This window comes from Bradyrhizobium sp. DOA9 (genome assembly GCF_000617845.2).
Taxonomy (GTDB): domain Bacteria; phylum Pseudomonadota; class Alphaproteobacteria; order Rhizobiales; family Xanthobacteraceae; genus Bradyrhizobium.
In genome coordinates, this window is record NZ_DF820425.1 from 995861 (window position 1) to 1017116 (window position 21256).

Here is a 21256-nt window from a genome sequence, read left to right on the forward strand (position 1 = left end):
CGCGGTCTATCGAGATCGTCATCACAACCGGACCGGCATGTTGCGAAAAGCCCTGATTGCGCTGTCCTTGTTCGCCATCCCTTCGCTGGCTGAGGCCGCTGAGACCAGCGGCACGGCAAAGGTTCGCGCCGGCGATGCCGTGGTGATCGGCACCACGCGGATCCGGCTCGGCGGCATCGACGCGCCGGCGGTCGACCAGCTCTGCCTCAACACCAAGACGGAGCGCTGGACCTGCGGCGTCGCGGCCCGCGACGAGCTCGCCAAATACACCGAAGGAAAGCACTGGGTCTGCCACACGAGGTCGATCGACCGGCGCGGCCGCACCGTGGCGCGCTGCGAGGTCGGCGGCGAGGACATCCAGAAATGGCTGGTGCGCGCCGGCTGGGCGCTGGCCTACACCCGCATGTCCCGCGATTACGAAGCGGACGAAAAGGCCGCACGCGAGGCAAAAGCCGGGATGTGGCAGGGCGCCTTCATCGCCCCCTGGGACTGGCGCGTCCGCAACAAGAAGACCGCCATCCTGGGCGCCACCAAGCCGCCCGACGGGGCGCATGCGGTGCTGCTGGCTTCGGCCTCGGGGCCGGTCGCGCCGTCGCCGGATTGCACCATCAAGGGCAACGTCAACAGCGCCGGCGAATGCATCTATCACCAGCCGACCAGCCGCTGGTACACCCAGATCAGGATGAAGATCAGCAAGGGCACCCGCTGGTTCTGCTCGGTCGAAGAGGCCGAAGCGGCCGGTTGCCGGGAGACGAAGCGATAACCCAGCCCTGCATTTTGCGCGCTTTTCTAACGCTCCATCGCCACGTAAGAACGTTGCAGCGACCCACCACCCTGTTCTCTGGCAATAAGGACTGACAGCAATGACCGTTCGTGCGGGCCGGGAGTTTCTGGCCATCCCCGGGCCCACCACGATGCCCGACGAGGTGCTGCAGGCGATGCACCGTCCGGCGATCGACATCTACTCCAAGGAGATGCTGGATCTCACCGAGAGCCTGCTCAGCGACATCTCGAAGCTGTTCGCGACCAAGGGCAAGTCCTACATCTACATCGCCAACGGCCACGGCGCCTGGGAAGCGGCGCTCAGCAACGTGCTGTCGCGCGGCGACAAGGTGCTGGTGCTGGAGAGCGGACGCTTCGCGATCGGCTGGGGCAACGCGGCGGCGCTGATGGGCGCCGAGGTCGAGGTGCTCAAGGGCGACTGGCGCCGCGCGGTGCGGCCGCACGAGGTCGAGGAACGCCTGCGCCGCGACAAGGAGCACAGCATCAAGGCCGTCGTCGTGGTCCAGGTCGACACGGCTAGCGGCGTGCAGAACGACATCGAGGCGATCGGCAAGGCGATCAAGGCCAGCGGCCATCCCGCGCTCTACATGGTCGACACCGTCGCCTCGCTCGGCTGCATGCCGTTCGAGATGGACAAATGGGGTATCGACGTCGCGATGTCCGGCTCGCAGAAGGGCCTGATGACGCCGCCCGGCCTCGGCTTCGTCGCCGCCAATGCGCGCGCGCTCGAGGTGCACAAGAAGGCGAATATGTCGACGCCCTATTGGAGCTGGAGCGAGCGCGAGGGCACCGAGAATTATCGCAAATATGCCGGCACCGCGCCGGTGCATCTGTTGTTCGCCTTGCGCAAGGCGATCGACATGCTGCACGAGGAAGGGCTCGAGAACGCCTTCCGCCGCCACAGCCTGCTCGGCGAAGCCGCGCGCCGCGCGGTTGCGATGTGGTCGGAAGGCCAGGTGCTCGGCTTCAACGTGGCCGAAGCCAGCGAGCGCTCCAACACCGTGACCACGGTGACGATGAGCAACGGCCACGACCCCGCCGTGCTGCAGCGCTATTGCAAGGACAAATGCGGCGTCGTGCTCGGCACCGGCATCGGCGATCTCTCCGGACAAGCCTTCCGCATCGCCCATATGGGCCATGTCAATGCGCCGATGCTGCTCGGCACGCTCGGTGTGATCGAGGTCGGCCTCAACGCGCTGAAGATCCCGCACGGCAAGGGCGGGCTCGAAGCGGCGGTGTCGTATCTGGGCGACGAGGTGGCGGTGTAAACGCAAGCCCGCCCTTCTTCCTTCTCCCCTTGCGGAAGAAGCTGGCGCGAAGCGCCGGATGAGGGGTTGCCTCCGCGAATTCAGTATAGAGATAGACTCGCGGATAGAACCCCTCACCCGTCTCGCCGCTACGCGGCGAGCCACCCTCTCCCACAAGGGGATAGGGGAAGATCAGCGCGCTAGCCGATACGCCTCCACCTGCTTCTTCAACTCGTCCAGCGACGCAAGCGGCGCTTCCGGATCCACCCGATACTCCCCGCTTGCCAGCCACTTCAGTACCTTCGCATCGATCACCGGCGAGTGGTGGATGACGTCGCTGTAGTTGTTCAGGTCGTGCGTGACCGATTTGACCGCGCGGAAATCGTGCAGGCGGACGTTGGGCAATTGCGTCAGACGCTGCGCAATGTGCGCCGTGAGATCGGTGACGATCTTCAGCGTTTCGGGCGAGGCATCGCGCATCGCGACGAATTGCAGGATCGAATAGGGCGGGAAGTAGATGTCGAAGGTCACGCCCGGATGGCGCGCGATCAGGCCGACGGCGTCCTGCTCGAAATGCCGGACCATGGCATCATAGCCGTAGCCCTCGCCGAGGAAGCGGCTGCGGACGGGACTGGTGATATAGGTGAAGGCGGCAAGCGTCTTCTTCGCATTGTAGTCGCGCGCAACGTCGAAATCCCGCGGCAGGGCGTAGATGTCGTCGATGTCTGACAGCGCGAACTTGACCGGCAGATAGGGTGACGCCCGGGTCAGCGGCTCCCGCAGCGGCGGAACGGACCGCAGCAACGCGAACAGGGATTCCTTCGCCATCGCCGCGCTGAACAGGTAGGAGGCGATGCCTTTCGTCGTCCGGCGGTAGAGATCGACGGACAAATAAGGATCGGCCTCGATCTCGGCGGCATCGATGAAGATGAAGTCGTCCATCTCCCAGATCACGCGCTTTGCGCCGCGGTCGATCGCCTGCTCCAGCACGAAGGCCTGCTGGCGCGAGTTGGAGCCGGTCATCGCCAGCTTGAGCGAGCGGACACCAAGCGCGCGGTCGATGTCGCTCTGGCGGAAATGGATCGCCAGCGATGTGCCCATGAAGGCGGTGTCGAACGGCTGGCTGCGGATCAGCCCGGCATTCTGCACGCGCGTGTCCTCCGAGTAGAAGGCCGGGACCAGACGCGAGGGGCGGAACAATTGCAGGGGATCGACCACGAAGGTGAGCGCTGCGGCGCCGAGCACGCAGGCCGCGCTCGCCAGCAGAAGACGCAAGAGATGGGTGAACGCGCTCCTCATCAGAACCGGAAATAGATGAATTCGCTGTGGCTCTGGATGCCCAGGAAGCCGAAGGCGAGCACCAGCGAGGCCGCATAGAGCACCAGGGGCCGCATGCGCCCTGCCCGCAAGGCCTCGCCGACCTTGCGGCCCGCGTGGTCGTAGCCCATCAGCGCTTGCGTGTTCGGCGCCAGCCACACCAGCGCCGCGTAGACCATGACCTGCACGAGGGCTGCGATCTCCTCGCGGCCGAACACAATATTCGAGGGATCGGCCATGGCGCGAAGGACGCGCAGCGCCCATTCCACACTCGCGGCGCGGAAGAAGACCCAGGCGATGACGACGGCGAGGAAGGTCAGCGCAGCGCCCGCGATGCGAGCCGGGCGTGCAAGCGGCGGCGGAACGTTCGGCACCAAGGCATTGAAGGCATGATTGACGCAGAGATACGCGCCGTGCAGTGCGCCCCAGATTACAAACGTCCAGGCCGCGCCGTGCCAGAGCCCGCCGAGCAGCATCGTGATCATCAAGTTGACGTAGCGGAGCACGCGGCCGCGGCGGTTGCCGCCGAGCGGGATGTAGAGATAGTCGCGCAAAAATTGCGACAGCGTCATGTGCCAGCGCCGCCAGAACTCGACGATGCTGGTCGCCTTGTAGGGCGAATTGAAGTTGACGGGCAGGAAGATGCCGAACATCAGCGAGATCCCGATCGCCATGTCGGAATAGCCGGAGAAGTCGAAATAGAGCTGGAAGGTGTAGGCGAGCGCACCACACCAGGCCTGGTCGAAGCTCGGCGAGCGCGCCTCGAAGGCGAGCGCGACCAGCGGCTGGATGCCGTCGGCAAGGCAGGTCTTCTTGAACAGGCCGATCGCGAAGATGATGATTCCGCACAACATGAGATGCGCGTCCGGATGCTTGGTCTCCTCCTCCTCGAATTGCGGGATCATGTCCTTGTGATGGAGGATCGGCCCGGCGATCAGATGCGGGAAGTAGGTCACGAACAGCGCGTAGTGCGGCAGCGCATAGGCCGCAACCTGGCCGCGATAGGCATCGACCAGGAAAGCGATCTGGGTGAAGGTGTAGAAGGAGATGCCGACCGGCAGCAGGATCTGAAGCGCGACATGCGTGCCGAGCAGCGCGTTGACGTTCTCGGCGACAAAGCCGGCATATTTGAAGATGCCGAGCATGAGGAGATCGCCGGCGACGCCGACGATGAGCGCGGCCTTTCGTTTCCGATGCGTGAGCTCCGCCACGATCAGGAGATGGCCGACGCCGTAATTGAAGGCGATCGACAGCAGCAGCAGGGCAACGAACTGCCAGCTGCCGATGGCATAGAAGGTGATCGAGGCCAGCGCCAGCCAGACCACCGGAGCCAGATTGCTGCGCCGGCCGAGCCGGAAATAGCCGGCGAGCACGACCGGCAGGAACAGCAGGATGAAGGCATAGGAATTGAACAGCATCGGGCTGGACCGGCGGCGGGATAGCGTCCCTAAAGCATACAAGGGGCCGGTCAACAACCCGGCAGCCTGGGGCGGTCGTGCTGGCAATCCGCAGGCGCGTCGCCATATGATGCGTGGCCTGCCGCCTTTCCTGGCGTCATTGCCGGGCTTGACCCTCCTGCGGGGCCGAAGCCGCTCCGGCGCGGCGTAGGCCCGGCCATCCATCGATAAGGAATTCGTCCTTGATGGATGCGCGGATCAAGCCCGCGCATGACGAGCTGGGTTCCGGCGAGACACGAACGAGGACCGAGTGACCCAAGCCAAGACGCCTTCCAAGCCCCCCGTCGCCCCGCGCCGGCCGCATTCCTTCACGCGGCACGGCATCGCCGTGATCGACGATTATGCCTGGCTGAAGGACGAGAAGTGGCAGGAGGTGCTGCGCGATCCCTCCATCCTCGCCCCTGACATCCGCAAATATCTCGACGAGGAGAACGCCTACACCGAGAGCCTGCTCGGCCACACGTCACCCTTGCAGAAGACGCTGGTGCGCGAGATGCGCGGCCGGATCAAGGAGGACGATTCCAGCGTGCCGTCACCTGACGGCCCCTTCGCTTATTTCCGCAGGTTCCGCGAGGGCGGGCAGCACGAGCTGTTCGGCCGCATGCCGCGCGATGGCGGCATCGAGCATATCGTGCTCGACGGCGACGCGCTCGCAAAAGACCACACCTATTTCAAGTTCGGCGGCAGCCGGCACTCCTACGATCACAAGCTGCAGGCCTGGAGCGCCGACACCAAGGGCTCGGAATATTTTTCGATCCGCGTGCGCGACTGGGCGACGGGGACGGATCTCGACGACCTCGTCGAGGAGACCGATGGCGGCGTGGTCTGGGCTGCGGATGCCAAGTCCTTCTTCTATGTGAAGCTCGACGACAATCATCGGCCGATGCAGGTGTGGCGGCACAGGCTCGGTACCAAGCAGGCCGACGATACGCTGGTCTATGAGGAACAGGATGCCGGCTGGTTCACCCATCTGCACGAGAGCACCAGCGGCCGCTTCTGCGTGATCGCCGGCGGCGATCACGAGACCTCGGAACAGCGGCTGATCGACCTCGCCAACCCCGAGGTGCCGCCGCGCCTCGTCGCGGCGCGCGAGGAGGGCGTGCAATATTCGCTCGCCGACCGCGGCGACGAGCTCTTCATCCTCACCAATGCCGATGACGCCATCGACTTCAAGATCGTCACCGCCCCGCTTCACGCGCCCGAGCGCAAGAACTGGCGCGACCTGATCCCCTATCGGCCCGGCATCTACATCATCGACCTCGATCTCTATGCCGGCCACCTGGTGCGGCTCGAGCGCGCCAATGCGCTGCCGTCGGTCGTGATCCGCGATCTCGCCGGCGGGGAGGAGCACGCCATCGCCTTCGACGAGGCTGCCTATTCGCTCGACACGATGGGCTCCTACGAATTCGAGACCACGACGCTGCGCTTTGCCTATTCGTCGATGACGACGCCGTCGGAAGTCTATGATTACGACATGGTCAAGCGCACGCGCACCCTGCGCAAGCGCCAGGAGATTCCGTCGGGGCACAACCCGGCCGACTACGTCACCACGCGCATCATGGCGAAATCGCATGACGGCGCCGAGGTGCCGGTCTCGATCCTGCATCGCCGCGGGCTGAAGCTCGATGGCACAGCGCCGCTCCTGCTCTACGGCTACGGCTCCTACGGCATGGCGATGCCGGCTTCGTTCAGCGCCAACCGCCTGTCGCTGGTCGATCGCGGCTTCGTCTACGCCATCGCGCATATCCGCGGCGGCGCCGACAAGGGCTGGGCCTGGTATCTCGACGGCAAGCGCGAGAAGAAGACCAACAGCTTCGACGATTTCGCCGCCAGTGCGCGGGCACTGATCGACGCGAAATACACCAGCGCCAGGCGCATCGTCGGCCACGGCGCCTCGGCGGGCGGCATGCTGATGGGGGCGGTCGCCAACCGCGCCGGCGAATTGTTCGCCGGCATCGTCGCGGAGGTGCCGTTCGTCGACGTGCTCAACACCATGCTCGACGACACGCTGCCGCTGACGCCGCCGGAATGGCCGGAATGGGGCAACCCGATCGAGAGCGAGACGGATTTCCGCACCATCCTGTCCTACTCGCCCTACGACAACGTCGCGGCAAAGGACTATCCGGCGATCCTGGCGATGGGCGGGCTTACTGATCCCCGGGTCACTTACTGGGAGCCCGCCAAATGGATCGCACGCCTGCGCGCCACCATGAAAGGCGGCGGACCGGTCCTGCTGCGCACCAACATGGGCGCCGGCCACGGCGGTGCGTCGGGCCGCTTCGACCGGCTCGATGAAGTCGCGATCGTGTACGCGTTCGCGCTGTGGGCGGCGGGGATGGCGGAGGCCGGGGCGTAGCCACACGAACAATCTTGTAGGGTGGGCAAAGCGAAGCGTGCCCACGATCTCATGCCGTTTCGAACAGCACGTGGGCACGGCGCAACTGCGCCTTTGCCCACCCTACGGCAGCATTGTCCGTCACTTCTTTCTCAACGCTCTGCAATGTAGGGCCGGCGCTTGCTGCGCCGGCTCGTTTCCCGACGTGAATTCGTTTGCTTCAGCGCCCGTTCTTCTTCCGCCATTCCGCGAAATCAGTCAGCGTCTGCGGATCTGTCGCGGGATAAAGCCCAAAAATGCCGCGGCCCTTGCCGACTTCCTCGGTGACGAAATCCTCGAACGCGGTCATCTCGAAGGTCTCGTTGGCGATCTCGTCTGCCAAATGCGCGGGGATCACGATGACGCCGTCGGCATCGCCGAGGATGACGTCGCCGGGAAACACCGGCGCATCGCCGCAGCCGATCGGCACGTTGATCTCGATCGCCTGATGCAGCGTCAGATTGGTCGGCGCCGAGGGGCGATGGTGGAAGGCGGGAAAGCCGAGCTTGGCGATCTCGGCTGAATCGCGAAAACCGCCGTCGGTGACGACGCCGGCGACGCCGCGCTTCATCAGGCGCGTCACCAGGATGGCACCGGCCGAGGCCGCGCGCGCGTCCTTGCGGCTGTCCATCACCAGCACGGCGCCCGGCGGGCAATCCTCGACCGCCTTGCGCTGCGGATGGGAGCGGTCCCTGAACACGTCGATGGTGTTGAGGTCCTCGCGCGCCGGCATGTAGCGCAGCGTGAAGGCTTCGCCGACCATGGTCGGCTGGTCCGGGCTCAAGGGGCGGACATCCTGGATCATCTGGATGCGCAGGCCGCGCTTGAACAAGGCGGTGGCAACGGTGGCAGTGGAGACGGATTTGAGTTTTGTGCGCGTGGCTTCGGTGAGTTTTGACATTGGTAAGGCTCTCTCATTCGTCATTCCGGGGCGGCGAAGCCGAACCCGGAATCCATCGGGCGACACACACCGCTGCACGATGGATTCCGGGCTCGCGCCAAGCGGCGCGCCCCGGAATGACAAGGGTTAATAAATCGACGGCTCGCCGATCGGCGCTCCGAAATCGGTCTCGAGGAAATCGAAATCGCAGCCGTCATTGGCCTGCTTGATGTGCCTGGTGAACATCCAGCCATAGCCGCGCTCGAAGCGGCGCTCGGGCTGCTTCCAGGCGGCGCGGCGCTTTGCGAGCTCGGCTTCCGAGACATCGAGATTGATGGTGCGCGCGGCGACATCGAGCGTGATGCGATCGCCGTTCTGCACCAGCGCCAGCGGGCCGCCGACATACGATTCCGGCGAAACGTGCAGGATGCAGGCGCCGTAGCTGGTGCCGCTCATGCGCGCATCCGAGATGCGCACCATGTCGCGCACGCCCTGCTTCACGAGTTTTGTGGGGATCGGCAGCATGCCCCATTCCGGCATGCCGGGACCACCTTGCGGACCGGCATTACGCAAGATGAGGATGTGATCCTCGGTGACGTCGAGATCGGGATCGTCGACCGCCTTCTTCATCGCGGGATAATCGTCGAACACCAGCGCAGGTCCGGTGTGCTTGAGAAAGCGCGGCGCGCAGGCTGAGGGCTTGATGACGCAGCCGTCGGGCGCGAGATTGCCCTTGAGCACGGCGAGCGCGCCCTCCTTGTAGATGGGATCGTCGATGCCGCGGATCACGTCGGCATTGTAGACCTCGGCGCCCGCGATGTTCTCAGCCACCGTCTTTCCGGTGACGGTGATGCAGTCGAGATGCAGATGCGGCTTGATCTGGCCCATCAGCGCCGGCAGGCCGCCGGCATAGAAGAAGTCCTCCATCAGGTACGTATCGCCGCTCGGGCGGACGTTGGCGATGACGGGCACCTTGCGGCTGGCCGTCTCGAAATCGTCGAGGCCGATGTCCTGGCCCGCGCGGCGGGCCTGCGCGATCAGATGGATGATGGCGTTGGTGGAACACCCCATCGCCATGGCGACCGCAATGGCATTCTCGAAGGCCTTGCGGGTCTGGATCACCTTCGGCGTCAGATCCTCCCACACCATCTCGACGATGCGCCGGCCGCATTCACTGGCCATGCGGATGTGGTTGGCGTCGGCGGCCGGAATCGAGGAGGCGCCCGGCAGCGTCATGCCGATGGCTTCGGCAATCGCCGTCATGGTCGAGGCCGTGCCCATGGTCATGCAGGTACCGTAGCTGCGGGCGATGCCGGCTTCGATGTCGAGCCAGTCCTTGTCGGAGATCTTCCCCGCGCGGCGCTCGTCCCAATATTTCCAGCCGTCGGAGCCGGAGCCGAGCGTCTTGCCCTTCCAATTGCCGCGCAACATCGGGCCTGCCGGCAGATAGATCGCCGGAATGTTCATCGAGGTCGCGCCCAGCAGCAGCGCCGGGGTGGTCTTGTCGCAGCCGCCCATCAGCACCACGCCGTCGACGGGGTGGCTGCGGAGCAATTCCTCGGCGTCCATCGCCAGCAGGTTGCGATAGAGCATGGTGGTCGGCTTCAGCAGCGATTCCGACAGCGACAGCGCCGGCAGCTCCAGCGGCAGGCCGCCGGCCATCAGGATACCGCGCTTGACGTCGTCGACGCGCGACTTGAAATGCATGTGACAGGGCTGCGCATCCGACCAGGTGTTGAGGATCGCAATGATCGGACGGTCCTTCCACTCCTCCGGCGCGTAGCCCATTTGCATGGCGCGGGAGCGGTGGCCGAACGAGCGCAGGTCGTCGGGCGCGAACCAACGCGCGCTGCGGAGCTGGTCGGGCGTTTTCGTCCTGGTCATCTCATTCCTTGTCCGTCCGGAGGCTTGGCTCTGCTCTTCTCACAGGCAATCCATCCCGCGGCAAGGCGCTGGGCTGGCGGATGGCGGACCTCTGCTATGCACTCAGGCGTGAGTACCCTGCGGTGCAGCGCAATAAATCTGCAGCTCGGGCCGAAGTGCTTGCCGGCAGACGGGAATCCGCGCAACAATTTCGAGTTCATTGGCTTGATTTGCGGCCGCTGGAACGTTCCGTGCGGCCCGGAGGATTTCAGGCGTGGCCAACATCCTGATCGTGGATGACGATCCGGCCGTCCAGTCCACCATCCGGCTGCTGCTGGAACGGGCTGGTCATCACGTGACGGTCGCCGGGGATGGCCGCAAGGGGTTGGCGCTGTTCCAGGCCAGCCGCTTCGACCTGCTGTTTCTGGACATCTTCATGCCCGGCATGGACGGACTGGAGACCATGCGTCACATCCGGGTGCTGGCCCCGGCCGTTCCGATCGTCGTCATCTCCGGCCGTTCGAGCGCGCCGGATGCCTATGCGGAGCCGGACTTCCTGAAGATGGGAACCAAGCTCGGCGCGGTGGCGAGCCTGCAAAAGCCGTTCCGGCCCGATGCACTGCTTGCCGTGGTCGCAGATTGCCTGGAGGCCCACGAGCCGGAGGGGCCCGATGTCCGCTCCGGCCGCCGATGACAAGGCCACCTCCTCTGCTGCAAGCCAGAAATGGCGCAGCACTACGGGAGATCCGACGAAACTGCCCATGACGAAACTGCCCATGACAGCAGCGACGACGCTGGCCACGCGGCTGGCCATCGCGATGATCCTGCTGGTGGCGGTCACCGTGGCCGCAGTCGGATGGCTCGGCTATCGCAACACCACACAGGCCGTCATTCCGCGCGTGCTGGAGCGGGTCGAAGCCCAATCGCGCCTGCTCGCGACCAACCTTGAATCCTACGTTGCCGGGGTGCGCGGCGATCTGGTCGGCTATCGCGCCGCAGCGGCGATCAACGGCCTGATGCGCGCCCATGCCGGCGGAGGGATCGATCCTGCGGACGGCGTCTCGGAGCAAACCTGGCGCGAGCGTATCGCGGCACGGCTCGCGGCCGAGATCGATGCCAAGCCCATCTATGGGCAGTTCAGGATCATCGGCGCCGACAACGACCAGCGCGAACTGGTCCACGTCGATCGCTCGGGCCCGAACGGAGCAGCCCGGATCGCCCCGGACAGCGAGCTGGAGCGCAAGAGCGACCGAGCCTATTTTCAGGAAACCATACGGCTCGGTCCCGGCGAGATTTACGTGTCTCCCATCGAGCTCGCGACCCGGCAGGGGGGCACGACGGCGCCTCACGCGCCGACTCTGCGGGTCGCGATGCCGCTGTTCACGGCCGACGACAAGCCGTTCGGCATCATCGTGGCCAATATCGACATGCGCCCGGCACTCGACCGGGTCCGCTCCACTGCCACGTCGGGAGGAGATATCTACGTCGTGAACGCACGCGGCGACTATCTCGTCCATCCCGACCGGGCGCGGGAGTTCGGGTCATCGCGGGACCATCCGACCGATTGGCGCAAGGACTTTCCGTTCTTCGCAGCGCTGGTCGGCACCTCCGACGTGGCCACGCGGGTCACGGCCGACGAGTCGGGCCGGACCAGCGGCGCGGCATTCGCGCCGATATCGCTTGCGAGCAAGGAATGGGTCGCCATCGTCGTGACCGTTCCCCCCTCCGTCTTCGGCCGCGTGCCGGCCGCCATTCAAAAAACGTCCCTGCTCGTCGGCGTGCTGGCCGTTCTCGCCGCGGCTGCGCTCGCTGTGCTGCTGGCGCGCTCGTTGACCCGCCCGATCGGGCGCCTGACGGAGGCGGTGCAGGCCATCGGCAGCGGACGTCCGGCGGACATCCCCGTCGATGCCAGCGGCGAAACCGGCGTGCTGGCGCGGGCCTTTGCGCGGATGGTGGAGGAGATGCGCGCGAAAACAGCCGCGCTCGAACGCGAGATCGAGGAGCATCGCCGAACCGAAGCCGCGCGAAGCCATCACGCGGCGCGCGAGAGCCTGTTCAGTGCCGCGGTGGAATCGTCCGACGATGCGATCGTCATGCAGACGCTCGATGCCATCATCACGGGCTGGAATCCGGCCGCCGAACGCCTTTACGGCTATACGGCGGAGGAGGCGATCGGCAAGCCCACGTCGATCATTGTCCCACCCGACCGCCGCGAGCACGGCAAGGACTATCTGCGGCGGATCGCGCGGGGCGAGCCGATCGAACGCTTCGAGACGGTCCGCCTGCGCAAGGACGGCACGCCGGTCGAGATTTCGCTCGGCCTGTCACCGATCAAGGGACCGTCGGGCGAGGTCATCGGCGCCTCGGGAAGCGCGCGCAGCCTGACCGAGGCGCGCCGCGCCGAGCGGGCGCTGCAGCACCAGCTCGAGGAGCGGCGTCAGATCTTCGAGACGTCGCAGGACCTGATCATGATCATGGATGCGCGGGCCCATGTCGCGCAGATCAGCCCGAGCAGCGAGACCATTCTCGGCTATCGGCCGGACGAGATGATCGGCCGCAGCGGCGCCGACTTCATCCATCCCGGTCATCTGGAGCAGGCCCGGGCCGAGATGCGGGCGATGCGCCGCGGCGAGCGCGTCAAGCTGGCCGACACCCGCTGCATCCACAAGAACGGGCACGAGGTCTGGCTGTCCTGGCTCGGCAGCTGGTCCGAGCAGGCGCATCGCTTCTTCTTCGTCGGGCGCGACATGACCGAAGCGCGGCTCGCGCAGGAATCGCTGCGCGAGAGCGAGCGGCTCGCCCGCAACATCGTCGAGACCGCGCTCGACGCCTTCGTCCAGACCGACGAGACCGGAAGTATCCTGAACTGGAACTCGCAGGCCGAGCAGCTGTTCGGCTGGCGCCGCGACGAAGTGCTCGGCAAGAGCACCATCGACCTCATCGTCGCCGAGGACGAACGCGAGAGAGTGAGGGCGGGCCTGAGGCAATTCCTGGCCAACGAGGACGGCCGGATGCTGAACCGCCGCCGCGAGCTGATGTGCCGCCGCCGCGACGGCAAGGAATTCAAGGCCGAGCTCAGCGTCACCGCGCTGAAGCGGCGCGAGGGCCTGCTGTTCAACGTCTTCTACCGCGACCTCACCGACAAGATCGCCGCCGAGGAGCGCATTCGCCATGCCGAGAAGATGGAGGCCGTCGGCCAGCTGACCGGCGGCGTAGCGCATGACTTCAACAACATTCTCACCGTCATCACCGGTACGATCGAGATCCTCGCGGAGGCGGTCGCCAAGGAGCCGCAGCTCGCGGCGATCACGAAGATGATCGACGAGGCCGCCGCGCGCGGCGCCGACCTGACCCAGCACCTGCTCGCCTTCGCACGCAAGCAGCCGCTCCAGCCGCGCGAGATCGACATCAACTCACTGATCGTGGACACCGCGAAATTGTTGCGTCCGACGCTCGGCGAGCAGATCCAGATCGAATCGGTGTTCGAGGGCGAGAATTGCGTCGCGATCGTCGATCCGAACCAGCTCACCACCGCGATCCTCAACCTCGCGCTCAATGCCCGCGACGCCATGCCCGGCGGCGGCAAGCTGATCCTGGAGACCGGCGCCGCCTATCTCGACGAGGTCTATGCCGGCGCCAACGACGTGCCGCCGGGGCACTATGTGCTGATCGCGGTGAGCGACACCGGTACCGGCATCCCCGCGCACATGCTGCCCAGGGTATTCGACCCCTTCTTCACCTCGAAAGGACCGGGTAAGGGCACCGGGCTCGGGCTTTCGATGGTCTACGGCTTCATCAAGCAGTCCGCAGGTCACATCAAGATCTACAGCGAGGAGGGCCACGGCACCACGATCAAGATGTATCTGCCGCCCGGCCAGACGCCGACGGCGAGCGGCGAGGGTGTGACGCCGGCCGCGATCGAGGGCGGACACGAGACCATCCTGGTGGTCGAGGACGACCGGCTGGTGCGGAACTACGTGCTGGCGCAGCTGCATTCGCTGGGCTACGTCACGCTGCAGGCCGCGGACGCCGCGGAGGCGCTCGCGATCGTCGCCGCCGGCAAGCCGTTCGACCTTCTGTTCACCGACGTCATCATGTCCGGCAAGATGAACGGACGGCAGCTCGCGGACGAGGTGATGAAGACGCGCCCGGATCTCAAGGTGGTCTACACGTCAGGCTATACCGAGAACGCGATCATCCATCACGGCCGGCTGGATTCCGGCGTGATGTTGCTCGCCAAGCCCTACCGCAAATCGGATCTGGCGCGGATCATCCGCAAGGCGCTGAGCGGGTGATCGCTCTCGTGTCCCGGACAAGGCGCAGCGCCGTGAGCGCTGCGACGCAGGGCCGGGACCCAGACTGCCTGCGGCGGAATTGGAGAGATGGACCCGGCTCAGCGGCGCATCATTGCATGATGCGCTGCGTCCGGGGCACGAGCGAGGATTGCCAAGCGGCCTTACGAGGCGCGCTGGGCCGCGGTCATCACGATGCGGATCAGGTCGGCGGCATTGCGCGCGCCGAGCTTCTTCATGATGTTGGCGCGGTGGTCCTCGATGGTGCGCGGGCTGATACCGAGCGTGCGGCCGGCCTCCTTGTTGGAGGCACCGGCGGCGAACTGCTCGAGCACCTCGCGCTCCCTGCGCGTCAGCGGCTCGCGGCCGGGGAAATGCAGCGAGCCGAATTTCGGCGACGCGTTCTCCGCCTGCCGGCGTGCATAGGCGCCGATCGCCTCGTCGAGGCGGCCGACGATTTCGCTGCCGCGGAACGGCTTCTCGATGAAGTCGAGGGCTCCGCTCTTGATCGCGCCCACCGCCATCGCGATGTCGCCCTGCCCGGAGATCATGAAGATCGGCGCCGGATAGTCCTCGCCGTGCAGCTCCTTCAGGATGTCGAGACCCGACTTTCCGGGAATATGCACGTCGAGCAGGATTGCAGCCGGTGTGCGGTTTCGTGCGACGGAAAGCAGCGCTGCACCGTCGGCGAAACAGATCACCTCATAGCCCGCCGCCTTCAACACCATCGACAAGGTGTCGCGAACGGCAGGGTCGTCATCGACCACGAAGATTTCACCGCGAGAGCTTTGTTCGGCCATGTGCCACATCCGGTTGGCATGAAGGACTCGCGTCCGCGCCAATCGTTATGGCGCTCGGCGCGGATTCGGCCCACCGTATTTGTACGGGACATGGACTTAACGCACAAGTAGCGGCATGGCGCCTAATTGCAGTGGACGGAGAATATCCATGCTAAATTTGGCCGACACGCCGCCTCCCGTCGCAACGCCCGAGATCGCGAGCCGTGAGCTGATTGCGGCGGACCTTCGTTTGCTGATCACACAGATCGAGACCAGCATGCGCCGGATCGCCGCAGCCATGGACCATGAACACGGCAGCGATCCCGAAGGTTCCGCAGATGTCGTCGTGCTCGACGACGTCACGCCCCGCTATGCCAGCGCGAGCGCGGCCCTCAATGCCTGCCGGGCGGGCCTCAGCCACGCCCTGCAATGCCTATCGGAATCCGGCAACGCGGCAGGCGGCCGCGCCTGACCGCATGGCGGCTCCGCAAGTCAGAGCATGACCCGGAAAAGTGTGTAGCGATTTTCCGAAAAGATCATGCTCGAACAATGACCTAAAGCGCGATGACGGGTCACCCAAACCGCATCGCGCTCTAGGCGCGGTGCCGTTCCACGATTGCGTCGGTGGCGACACCACCCCAGGTATGAATCGCCGGAAGGCCCATCGCGATCTTGCCGAGATTGGCGAGGCTGATGCGCAGCGCCGCGAGATCCAGCGGCTTCGGAAGGCTCTGGAGCTCGATCCCGACGGAACGGGCGAAGCTGCGGGCGGCGCTGCGGCGCTTGCCGTCCATGCCGCTGATGACGATCACGGAGCCTGCGAACTTCGCGCTTGCCATCTCGCGCAGCACGTCGACGCCGTCGCCATCCTCGAGCACGAGGTCGAGGGTCACGCAGTCGAAGCGCGCGGCGCGCAGCTTCTCGATTGCGTCCGCCACGGATGGCGCCACGGTGACCTCGTGGCCGGCCTGCTTGGCCGCGACCGTGATCAGGCTGCGCTGCGTGGCGTCGTCGTCGACCACCAGGAGCTGAAGCGCGCGCCGTTCAGTGCCGTCGGGCAGGTTTGACGAGATGGGGGAAAGAGAACTTCTGGGCATTGCCGTGTCCTGAGATTGAGAGCGTCAATGGATTGCACGGCGCGCGCTTAAGCCGCGTAAAGCTGCTGCGAGCAATTGACCGGGAAGTCTTCAGCAATTGTGAAGCAAGGTGTCGGAAAGCGTAGCGGCGGCGAGATCAGGCTGCGGCGTCGTGGCCGCCGGCCGCACCGCGCTTCTTCCGGTTCTTGCCGCGCAGGAACTGGATGTCCATTTCGGCGCCGTTGACGCGGACCAGCTCGCAGCGACGATAGGCGAGACCCGTGGACGACAGCAGCAGGAAGAACTCTTTCAGGTTCAAGCCCTGAATCGAGCCCTCCACCGTGAGAACGGCGTCGGTATCCGAGATCGCGTTGAGCTTGCAGTCGCGCCGCCAGGTGCCGTCGATGGCCATGATGCAGACATCATAACCACGACTGAAGGTCACGCGCTCCGCGCCCTTGCCCTCCTCGGTCATGATTATCGTCCCGCCACCACCGCCATGCGCGGCGCCGCACCGGCGAGAACCGGCTTGGCCACCGCCGCGCGCGGATCGTTCGGCTTGTAGAGGCCGCGCCGCTCCGGAATCGGCCGGAACGTGTCTGTCAGTCCAACCACGGTTTCGGCGGCGCCGAGCACCAGGAAGCCGTCGGGCTCGATCTGGCGCGCCAGGCGGTTGAAGATGTTGATCTTGGTGTCCTGATCGAAATAGATCAGCACGTTGCGGCAGAAGATGACGTCGAAGGTGCCGAGCTGGGCGAAATCGTGCAGCAGGTTGAGCTGGCGGTGCTGGATCATCGCCCGCAATTCGGGATTGATCTGCCAGGTCTCGCCGGTCTGCTTGAAATATTTCACCAGCATCTGGATCGGCAGGCCGCGCTGCACCTCGAACTGGCTGTAGATGCCGGCCCTGGCCTTCTCCAGCACCTCTTGCGACAGGTCTGTCGCGATGATCTCGACGCGCCAGCCGGTGAGGGCCGCGCCCATCTCCTTCAGGGACATCGCCAGCGAATAGGGCTCCTGCCCGGTCGAGCCGGCGGCACACCAGATGCGCACGCTGCGCTTGGCCGCGCGCGCCTTGATGATCTCCGGCATGATGTGGTCGCGGAAATGATCGAACGGGACCTTGTCGCGGAAAAAGAAGGTCTCGTTGGTGGTCATGGCTTCGACGACGTCGGTCATCAGCTGGCGCGAGCCGCCTTGCAGCTTCTGCACGAGCTCGGCGATGCCGGACAGCCCGGCCTTGCGGGCCAACGGCAGCAGGCGGCTTTCGATCAGATATTGCTTGTCTGCGGACAGGTCGAGACCGGAATTATCCTTCAGGAACTTACGCAGATACTCATACTCGGTCGGGGTCACGGATGGCCTCTCGAAAGCTGTACTGGAACACTCTGGCCCAAGCACTTTGGGCCAGACACACTCAGACCATGGCTTGTCCGACCGGGATCAAACCAACTTCAGCGAACTTGTCGGCGATGATGTCTTTGTCGAAGGGCTTCATGATGTACTCGTTGGCGCCGCCGCTGAGCGCCTGAGCGATATGAGCCACGTTGTTCTCGGTGGTGCAGAACACCACCTTGGGCTGGTCGCCGCCGGGCAGGCGGCGCATATGGCCCATGAACTCGAAGCCGTCCATGACCGGCATGTTCCAGTCGAGCAGCACCGCGTCGGGCAGCTGCCGCTGGCAAATCTCGAGTGCCTTCGAGCCGTCCTCGGCCTCGGTGACCTCGAACTCCAGACCTTCCAGGATCCGGCGCGCGATCTTGCGCACCACGCTGGAATCATCGACCACCAAACAAGTCTTCATTTCGGTTCTCCGGCTTCGATGTTTCGTTGGCTCAGGCGGCCATTTGCGTCTTGGTTTCGAGCTCGAGGACGCGGTCGACGTCGAGGACGACCATGAGCTGGCCGTCGAGGCGGTGGACACCGCCGGCGAGCTTGGCCATGCGGGGATCGAGGTTGACGGGGTTCTCTTCCTTGCCGTCCTCGGGCAGGCGCAGCACCTCGCCGATCTGGTCGATCAGGAGGCCGTAGGATTCGCCGCGGAGGTCGACGCCGACCGCCATCGGCAGCTTGCCGTCCTCGGGCTGCGGCAGGCCGAGACGGGCGCGCATGTCGACCACGGTGACGATGCGGCCGCGCAGATTGAGCACGCCCGCGATCTCGCGCGAGGACAAGGGCACGCGGGTGACGCGCTCGGGCATGAACACGTCCTGGACGCGGGAGATCGGCAGGCCGAACAGCTGGCCGCCGATCATCGCGGTGACGTATTCGACCATGGCGCCTTCGGTGGTCTGCATCTTGTTGGCCATAAGCGTATCTCCTGATCCCGCTGGTTACGCCGCTGCCCGGCTCAGCTCGGAGGCGCCGGCGGCGCCCGCGGTCTGCTCCTTCAGCGCCGCGATCAGACCGGGACGGTCGAACTTGGCGACATAATCGTGGAAGCCGGCCTGGCGGCCGCGCTCGATCGCCGCCGGCGACACCAGCGCCGACAGGCCGATGATCGGCGTCGCAGCCAGGTTGTTGTCGGAGCGGATCGTCTCGGCAAACTCGAACCCGTTCATGTCGGGCATCTCGATGTCGGTCAGGATCACGTCGAAGGTCTGGGCGCGCAGTGCGGCGAGGCCCTCCTGCGCGGTCGGCGCGGTGCGGACGCGGTAGCCGGCGGCCTTGAGCACCGGCGCCAGCATGTTGCGGAAGAAGGCCGAGTCGTCGACCAGCAGCACCGATTGCGAGTGCAGCGACGGCTTCATCTCCTTGCGGGTGAACCAGTCGGCGAACGCCATCGGCAGGAAGTGACCGACGTCGATCACCTCGGTGGCCTGGCCCTTGATCACGGCCGAGCCGAGAATGCCGGAGGAGGAGCCGCCGACCTCGATGTTGAGGCGCTCCTCGACGATGTCGATGATCTCGTCGACGACGAGGCCCATGGAGCGGCCGTCGTCGGCGAACACCAGGATCGGCTGGGCGCCCTGGCTGGCGATGGTGACGCCTTCCATGGCGACCAGCGGCATCAGCTGCTCGCGGTACTGCACCATGTAGCGGCCGTTGGAGAACTCGATCTTGTCGGCGGGCAGCTCTTCCAGGCGGGTGACGAGGCCGAGCGGGACCGCCTTGGGCTGCGAGGAGCCGGCGCGGAAGACGAGGAGCGAGGTGGTCTGCTCGCCGGAGCCGATGTGGTGCGCGCCGTTCTCGTCGCCCATGTCATGGGCCGAGGAGCCGGCGGCGCCGAGCGCCTTGGCAATGCCGTTGGGGTCGATGATCATGATCACCGCGCCATCGCCCAGGATGGTGTTGCCGGAGAACATGTCGATGTGACGCAGCTTCGTCGACATCGGCTTCACGACAATCTCTTCCGTATGGAAGACACCATCCACGACGATGCCGAAGGTCTGGCTGCCCACTTGCGTGACCACGATGAAGCCGTTCTCGGGATCGGAGGCCGCGCCGTCGTCGATCTTGAGCAGCTTCTTCAGATGGATCAGCGGCAAGAGCTTGTTGCGGAGCCTGAGGACGGCGGTGTCCTTGATGCGCTCGATGCGGTGCTCGGAGTTGGCGCGGGCCCGCACCAATTCCACCACCGAGAGCTGCGGGATCGCAAAGCGGTCGCCGGCGGCTTCGACGATCAGGGCGGAGACGATGGCGAGCGTCAGCGGGATCTTGATGGTGACGGAGGAGCCCTCGCCGGCCACGCTCTTGATGTCGATGGTGCCGCCGATCTGGTCGATATTGGTGCGCACCACGTCCATGCCGACGCCGCGGCCCGAGACCGAGGTGATGGCGGCCGCGGTCGAGAAGCCCGGCGCGAAGATGAACTTGTGGATCTGGGCTTCGCTCATCTTCTCGAGCTCGGCCTCGGTGACGAGACCGGAGGAGATCGCCTTGGCCTTGATCTTCTCGGTGTTGAGGCCTCTTCCGTTGTCGGCGATGCAGATGATGATGTGGCCGCCCTCGTGATAGGCGGACAGGCGGATGGTGCCCTGCTCGCCCTTGCCGTTGGCGAGGCGCTCGGCGGGGGTCTCAAGGCCATGATCGGCGGAGTTGCGCACCATGTGGGTGAGCGGGTCCTTGATCAGGTCGAGCACCTGGCGGTCGAGCTCGGTGTCGGCGCCGTGCATCTCGAGCTCGATCTGCTTGCCGAGTTCGGATGAGAGGTCGCGGACGATGCGGGGCAGCTTCTGCCAGGCATTGCCGATCGGCTGCATGCGCGTCTTCATGACGCCCTCCTGCAGCTCGGCGGTGACGTTGGAGAGGCGCTGCAGCGGCACCTTGAACTCGGTGTCCTCGTTGCGGCGGGAGATCTCCAGCAGCTGGTTGCGGGTCAGGACCAGCTCGGAGACCATGGTCATCAGGTGCTCCAGCGTATCCACGTTGACGCGGATCGACTGGTTGGCGATGCTGGCACCTTCGCCGGCGCTCTCGTCGGCGATCGACTTCTTCGGCGCGGCCTTCTCCTTGGGCGCCTTGGCTTCCTTCGCGGCCGGCGCTTCGGCGGCGGGCGCAGGCGCAGCCTCGGCCTTGGCGGCGGGCACGGGCGCTTCGATCGCGGTCTCGCGGAAGGCGCGCTCGAGCTCGTCGAGCGAGACCTCGCCCGGGCGCAACGGACGCTCCAGGGTCTGCTCGATCAGCGAGCCCGTGGTCATCTCCTTGGCGGGTGCAGCAGCCGGGGCTTCCGGCACCAGCGGCGGGGCGTCGGCAACGGGAGCAGCGCCGCTCGGCATCGGCTGCGCCGAGCCGGACGCGATCGGCGAAGCCGACGCTGACATTGCGGCCATGCCCTGCTCGACCATCGCCTCCAGCTTGTCGATGAGATCGCGGTCGTTGCCCTCAGGCTCGGCCTCGGTCGCCTCCAGCCCTGCGAGGATCTCCTTGATGCGGTCGATCGAGGACAGGATCACCGTCACCGCCTCGGCAGTGACGGGCATGCCGTCACGGAATTTGCCCATCAAGGTCTCGCCGGCATGCGCCAGCGCTTCAAGCCGCGGCAAACCCAGGAAGCCGCAGGTGCCCTTGATGGTGTGGACCAGGCGGAAGATGTTATCCAGGATCTTGGCGTTGTTCGGCTCCTGCTCGAACTTCACCAGCTGATTGTCCACGGTGTCCAGGCTCTCGCTGGTCTCCGTCAGAAACTCCCGCAACAGATCATCCATGAGCTACGCCTTACTGACTTGGGCCGCAAACGCGACGTCCG

At 65.5% G+C, this 21256-nt stretch carries 17 protein-coding genes; 6 read left to right on the top strand and 11 right to left on the bottom strand.

Going from position 1 to position 21256, the window contains the following annotated elements; all coding sequences use genetic code 11:
* The first annotated feature begins 37 nt into the window (after positions 1–37).
* Entirely contained in the window at positions 38–763 is a 726-nt protein-coding gene (locus tag BDOA9_RS04575; RefSeq protein WP_025032774.1) for a thermonuclease family protein, read from the top strand.
* A gap of 100 nt (positions 764–863) precedes the next feature.
* Positions 864–2051: a pyridoxal-phosphate-dependent aminotransferase family protein gene (locus BDOA9_RS04580; protein WP_025032775.1), complete on the top strand. Its 1188-nt coding sequence runs from the start codon at positions 864–866 to the stop codon at positions 2049–2051.
* A 171-nt stretch (positions 2052–2222) separates the two neighbouring features.
* Here the strand turns inward: BDOA9_RS04580 and BDOA9_RS04585 are convergent, their stop codons facing one another.
* Positions 2223–3329, bottom strand: a complete 1107-nt coding sequence (locus BDOA9_RS04585) for a hypothetical protein (RefSeq protein ID WP_025032776.1) — start codon at positions 3327–3329, stop codon at positions 2223–2225.
* Positions 3329–4765, bottom strand: a complete 1437-nt coding sequence (locus BDOA9_RS04590) for an MBOAT family O-acyltransferase (RefSeq protein ID WP_025032777.1) — start codon at positions 4763–4765, stop codon at positions 3329–3331. The genes BDOA9_RS04585 and BDOA9_RS04590 overlap by 1 nt, the downstream gene beginning before the upstream one ends.
* A 289-nt stretch (positions 4766–5054) precedes the next feature.
* On the opposite strand from BDOA9_RS04590, the gene BDOA9_RS04595 reads away from it, so the two are divergent.
* A complete protein-coding gene (locus tag BDOA9_RS04595) occupies positions 5055–7160 on the top strand; it encodes a S9 family peptidase (protein WP_025032778.1) in 2106 nt (701 codons plus the stop codon).
* Between the two features lie 199 nt (positions 7161–7359).
* Here BDOA9_RS04595 and BDOA9_RS04600 read toward each other — a convergent pair whose 3' ends face one another.
* Positions 7360–8079, bottom strand: a complete 720-nt coding sequence (locus BDOA9_RS04600) for a ribonuclease activity regulator RraA (RefSeq protein WP_025032779.1) — start codon at positions 8077–8079, stop codon at positions 7360–7362.
* 126 nt (positions 8080–8205) lie between these two features.
* Positions 8206–9942: an L-arabinonate dehydratase gene (araD, locus tag BDOA9_RS04605; RefSeq protein WP_025032780.1), complete on the bottom strand. Its 1737-nt coding sequence runs from the start codon at positions 9940–9942 to the stop codon at positions 8206–8208.
* Between the two features lie 253 nt (positions 9943–10195).
* Between araD and BDOA9_RS04610 the strand changes: the two genes are divergently transcribed.
* Complete coding sequence (locus BDOA9_RS04610; protein ID WP_025032781.1) at positions 10196–10615, top strand: response regulator; 420 nt, start codon at positions 10196–10198, stop codon at positions 10613–10615.
* 67 nt (positions 10616–10682) lie between these two features.
* Complete coding sequence (locus BDOA9_RS04615) at positions 10683–14216, top strand: PAS domain S-box protein (RefSeq protein WP_244521451.1); 3534 nt, start codon at positions 10683–10685, stop codon at positions 14214–14216.
* A 161-nt stretch (positions 14217–14377) separates the two neighbouring features.
* Here BDOA9_RS04615 and BDOA9_RS04620 read toward each other — a convergent pair whose 3' ends face one another.
* Complete coding sequence (locus tag BDOA9_RS04620) at positions 14378–15013, bottom strand: response regulator transcription factor (protein ID WP_025032783.1); 636 nt, start codon at positions 15011–15013, stop codon at positions 14378–14380.
* 148 nt (positions 15014–15161) lie between these two features.
* Here BDOA9_RS04620 and BDOA9_RS04625 point away from each other — a divergent pair, with 148 nt between their 5' ends.
* Positions 15162–15464 (top strand): hypothetical protein, encoded by a 303-nt coding sequence (locus tag BDOA9_RS04625; RefSeq protein WP_025032784.1) that lies wholly within the window; start codon positions 15162–15164, stop codon positions 15462–15464.
* Between the two features lie 121 nt (positions 15465–15585).
* Here BDOA9_RS04625 and BDOA9_RS04630 read toward each other — a convergent pair whose 3' ends face one another.
* The 6 genes from BDOA9_RS04630 to BDOA9_RS04655 form a co-directional block, all read right to left on the bottom strand.
* Complete coding sequence (locus BDOA9_RS04630; RefSeq protein WP_025032785.1) at positions 15586–16089, bottom strand: response regulator; 504 nt, start codon at positions 16087–16089, stop codon at positions 15586–15588.
* Positions 16090–16225: 136 nt separating this feature from the next.
* Positions 16226–16543, bottom strand: coding sequence for a hypothetical protein (locus BDOA9_RS04635; RefSeq protein ID WP_025032786.1), 318 nt, complete (start codon positions 16541–16543; stop codon positions 16226–16228).
* Positions 16544–16545: 2 nt separating this feature from the next.
* Positions 16546–17424 (bottom strand): CheR family methyltransferase, encoded by an 879-nt coding sequence (locus tag BDOA9_RS04640; protein ID WP_025032787.1) that lies wholly within the window; start codon positions 17422–17424, stop codon positions 16546–16548.
* 61 nt (positions 17425–17485) lie between these two features.
* Positions 17486–17872, bottom strand: coding sequence for a response regulator (locus BDOA9_RS04645; protein ID WP_018321619.1), 387 nt, complete (start codon positions 17870–17872; stop codon positions 17486–17488).
* 31 nt (positions 17873–17903) lie between these two features.
* Positions 17904–18377 (bottom strand): chemotaxis protein CheW, encoded by a 474-nt coding sequence (locus BDOA9_RS04650; RefSeq protein WP_025032788.1) that lies wholly within the window; start codon positions 18375–18377, stop codon positions 17904–17906.
* A gap of 24 nt (positions 18378–18401) precedes the next feature.
* Positions 18402–21215 carry a hybrid sensor histidine kinase/response regulator gene (locus tag BDOA9_RS04655; RefSeq protein ID WP_025032789.1) on the bottom strand — a complete coding sequence of 938 codons (2814 nt, stop codon included), beginning with the start codon at positions 21213–21215 and terminating at the stop codon, positions 18402–18404.
* Positions 21216–21256 lie beyond the last annotated feature (41 nt).

Bases quoted from the DNA above. Each gene is read 5' to 3' on its own strand.
- BDOA9_RS04580 (WP_025032775.1), top strand. From the start codon at position 864: ATGACCGTTCGTGCGGGCCGGGAGTTTCTGGCCATCCCCGGGCCCACC.
- BDOA9_RS04630 (WP_025032785.1), bottom strand. From the start codon at position 16,089: ATGCCCAGAAGTTCTCTTTCCCCCATCTCGTCAAACCTGCCCGACGGC.
- BDOA9_RS04645 (WP_018321619.1), bottom strand. From the start codon at position 17,872: ATGAAGACTTGTTTGGTGGTCGATGATTCCAGCGTGGTGCGCAAGATC.
- BDOA9_RS04625 (WP_025032784.1), top strand. From the start codon at position 15,162: ATGCTAAATTTGGCCGACACGCCGCCTCCCGTCGCAACGCCCGAGATC.
- BDOA9_RS04635 (WP_025032786.1), bottom strand. From the start codon at position 16,543: ATGACCGAGGAGGGCAAGGGCGCGGAGCGCGTGACCTTCAGTCGTGGT.
- BDOA9_RS04620 (WP_025032783.1), bottom strand. From the start codon at position 15,013: ATGGCCGAACAAAGCTCTCGCGGTGAAATCTTCGTGGTCGATGACGAC.
- BDOA9_RS04600 (WP_025032779.1), bottom strand. From the start codon at position 8,079: ATGTCAAAACTCACCGAAGCCACGCGCACAAAACTCAAATCCGTCTCC.
- BDOA9_RS04590 (WP_025032777.1), bottom strand. From the start codon at position 4,765: ATGCTGTTCAATTCCTATGCCTTCATCCTGCTGTTCCTGCCGGTCGTG.
- BDOA9_RS04615 (WP_244521451.1), top strand. From the start codon at position 10,683: ATGACGAAACTGCCCATGACAGCAGCGACGACGCTGGCCACGCGGCTG.
- BDOA9_RS04575 (WP_025032774.1), top strand. From the start codon at position 38: ATGTTGCGAAAAGCCCTGATTGCGCTGTCCTTGTTCGCCATCCCTTCG.
- BDOA9_RS04650 (WP_025032788.1), bottom strand. From the start codon at position 18,377: ATGGCCAACAAGATGCAGACCACCGAAGGCGCCATGGTCGAATACGTC.
- BDOA9_RS04585 (WP_025032776.1), bottom strand. From the start codon at position 3,329: ATGAGGAGCGCGTTCACCCATCTCTTGCGTCTTCTGCTGGCGAGCGCG.
- araD (WP_025032780.1), bottom strand. From the start codon at position 9,942: ATGACCAGGACGAAAACGCCCGACCAGCTCCGCAGCGCGCGTTGGTTC.
- BDOA9_RS04655 (WP_025032789.1), bottom strand. From the start codon at position 21,215: ATGGATGATCTGTTGCGGGAGTTTCTGACGGAGACCAGCGAGAGCCTG.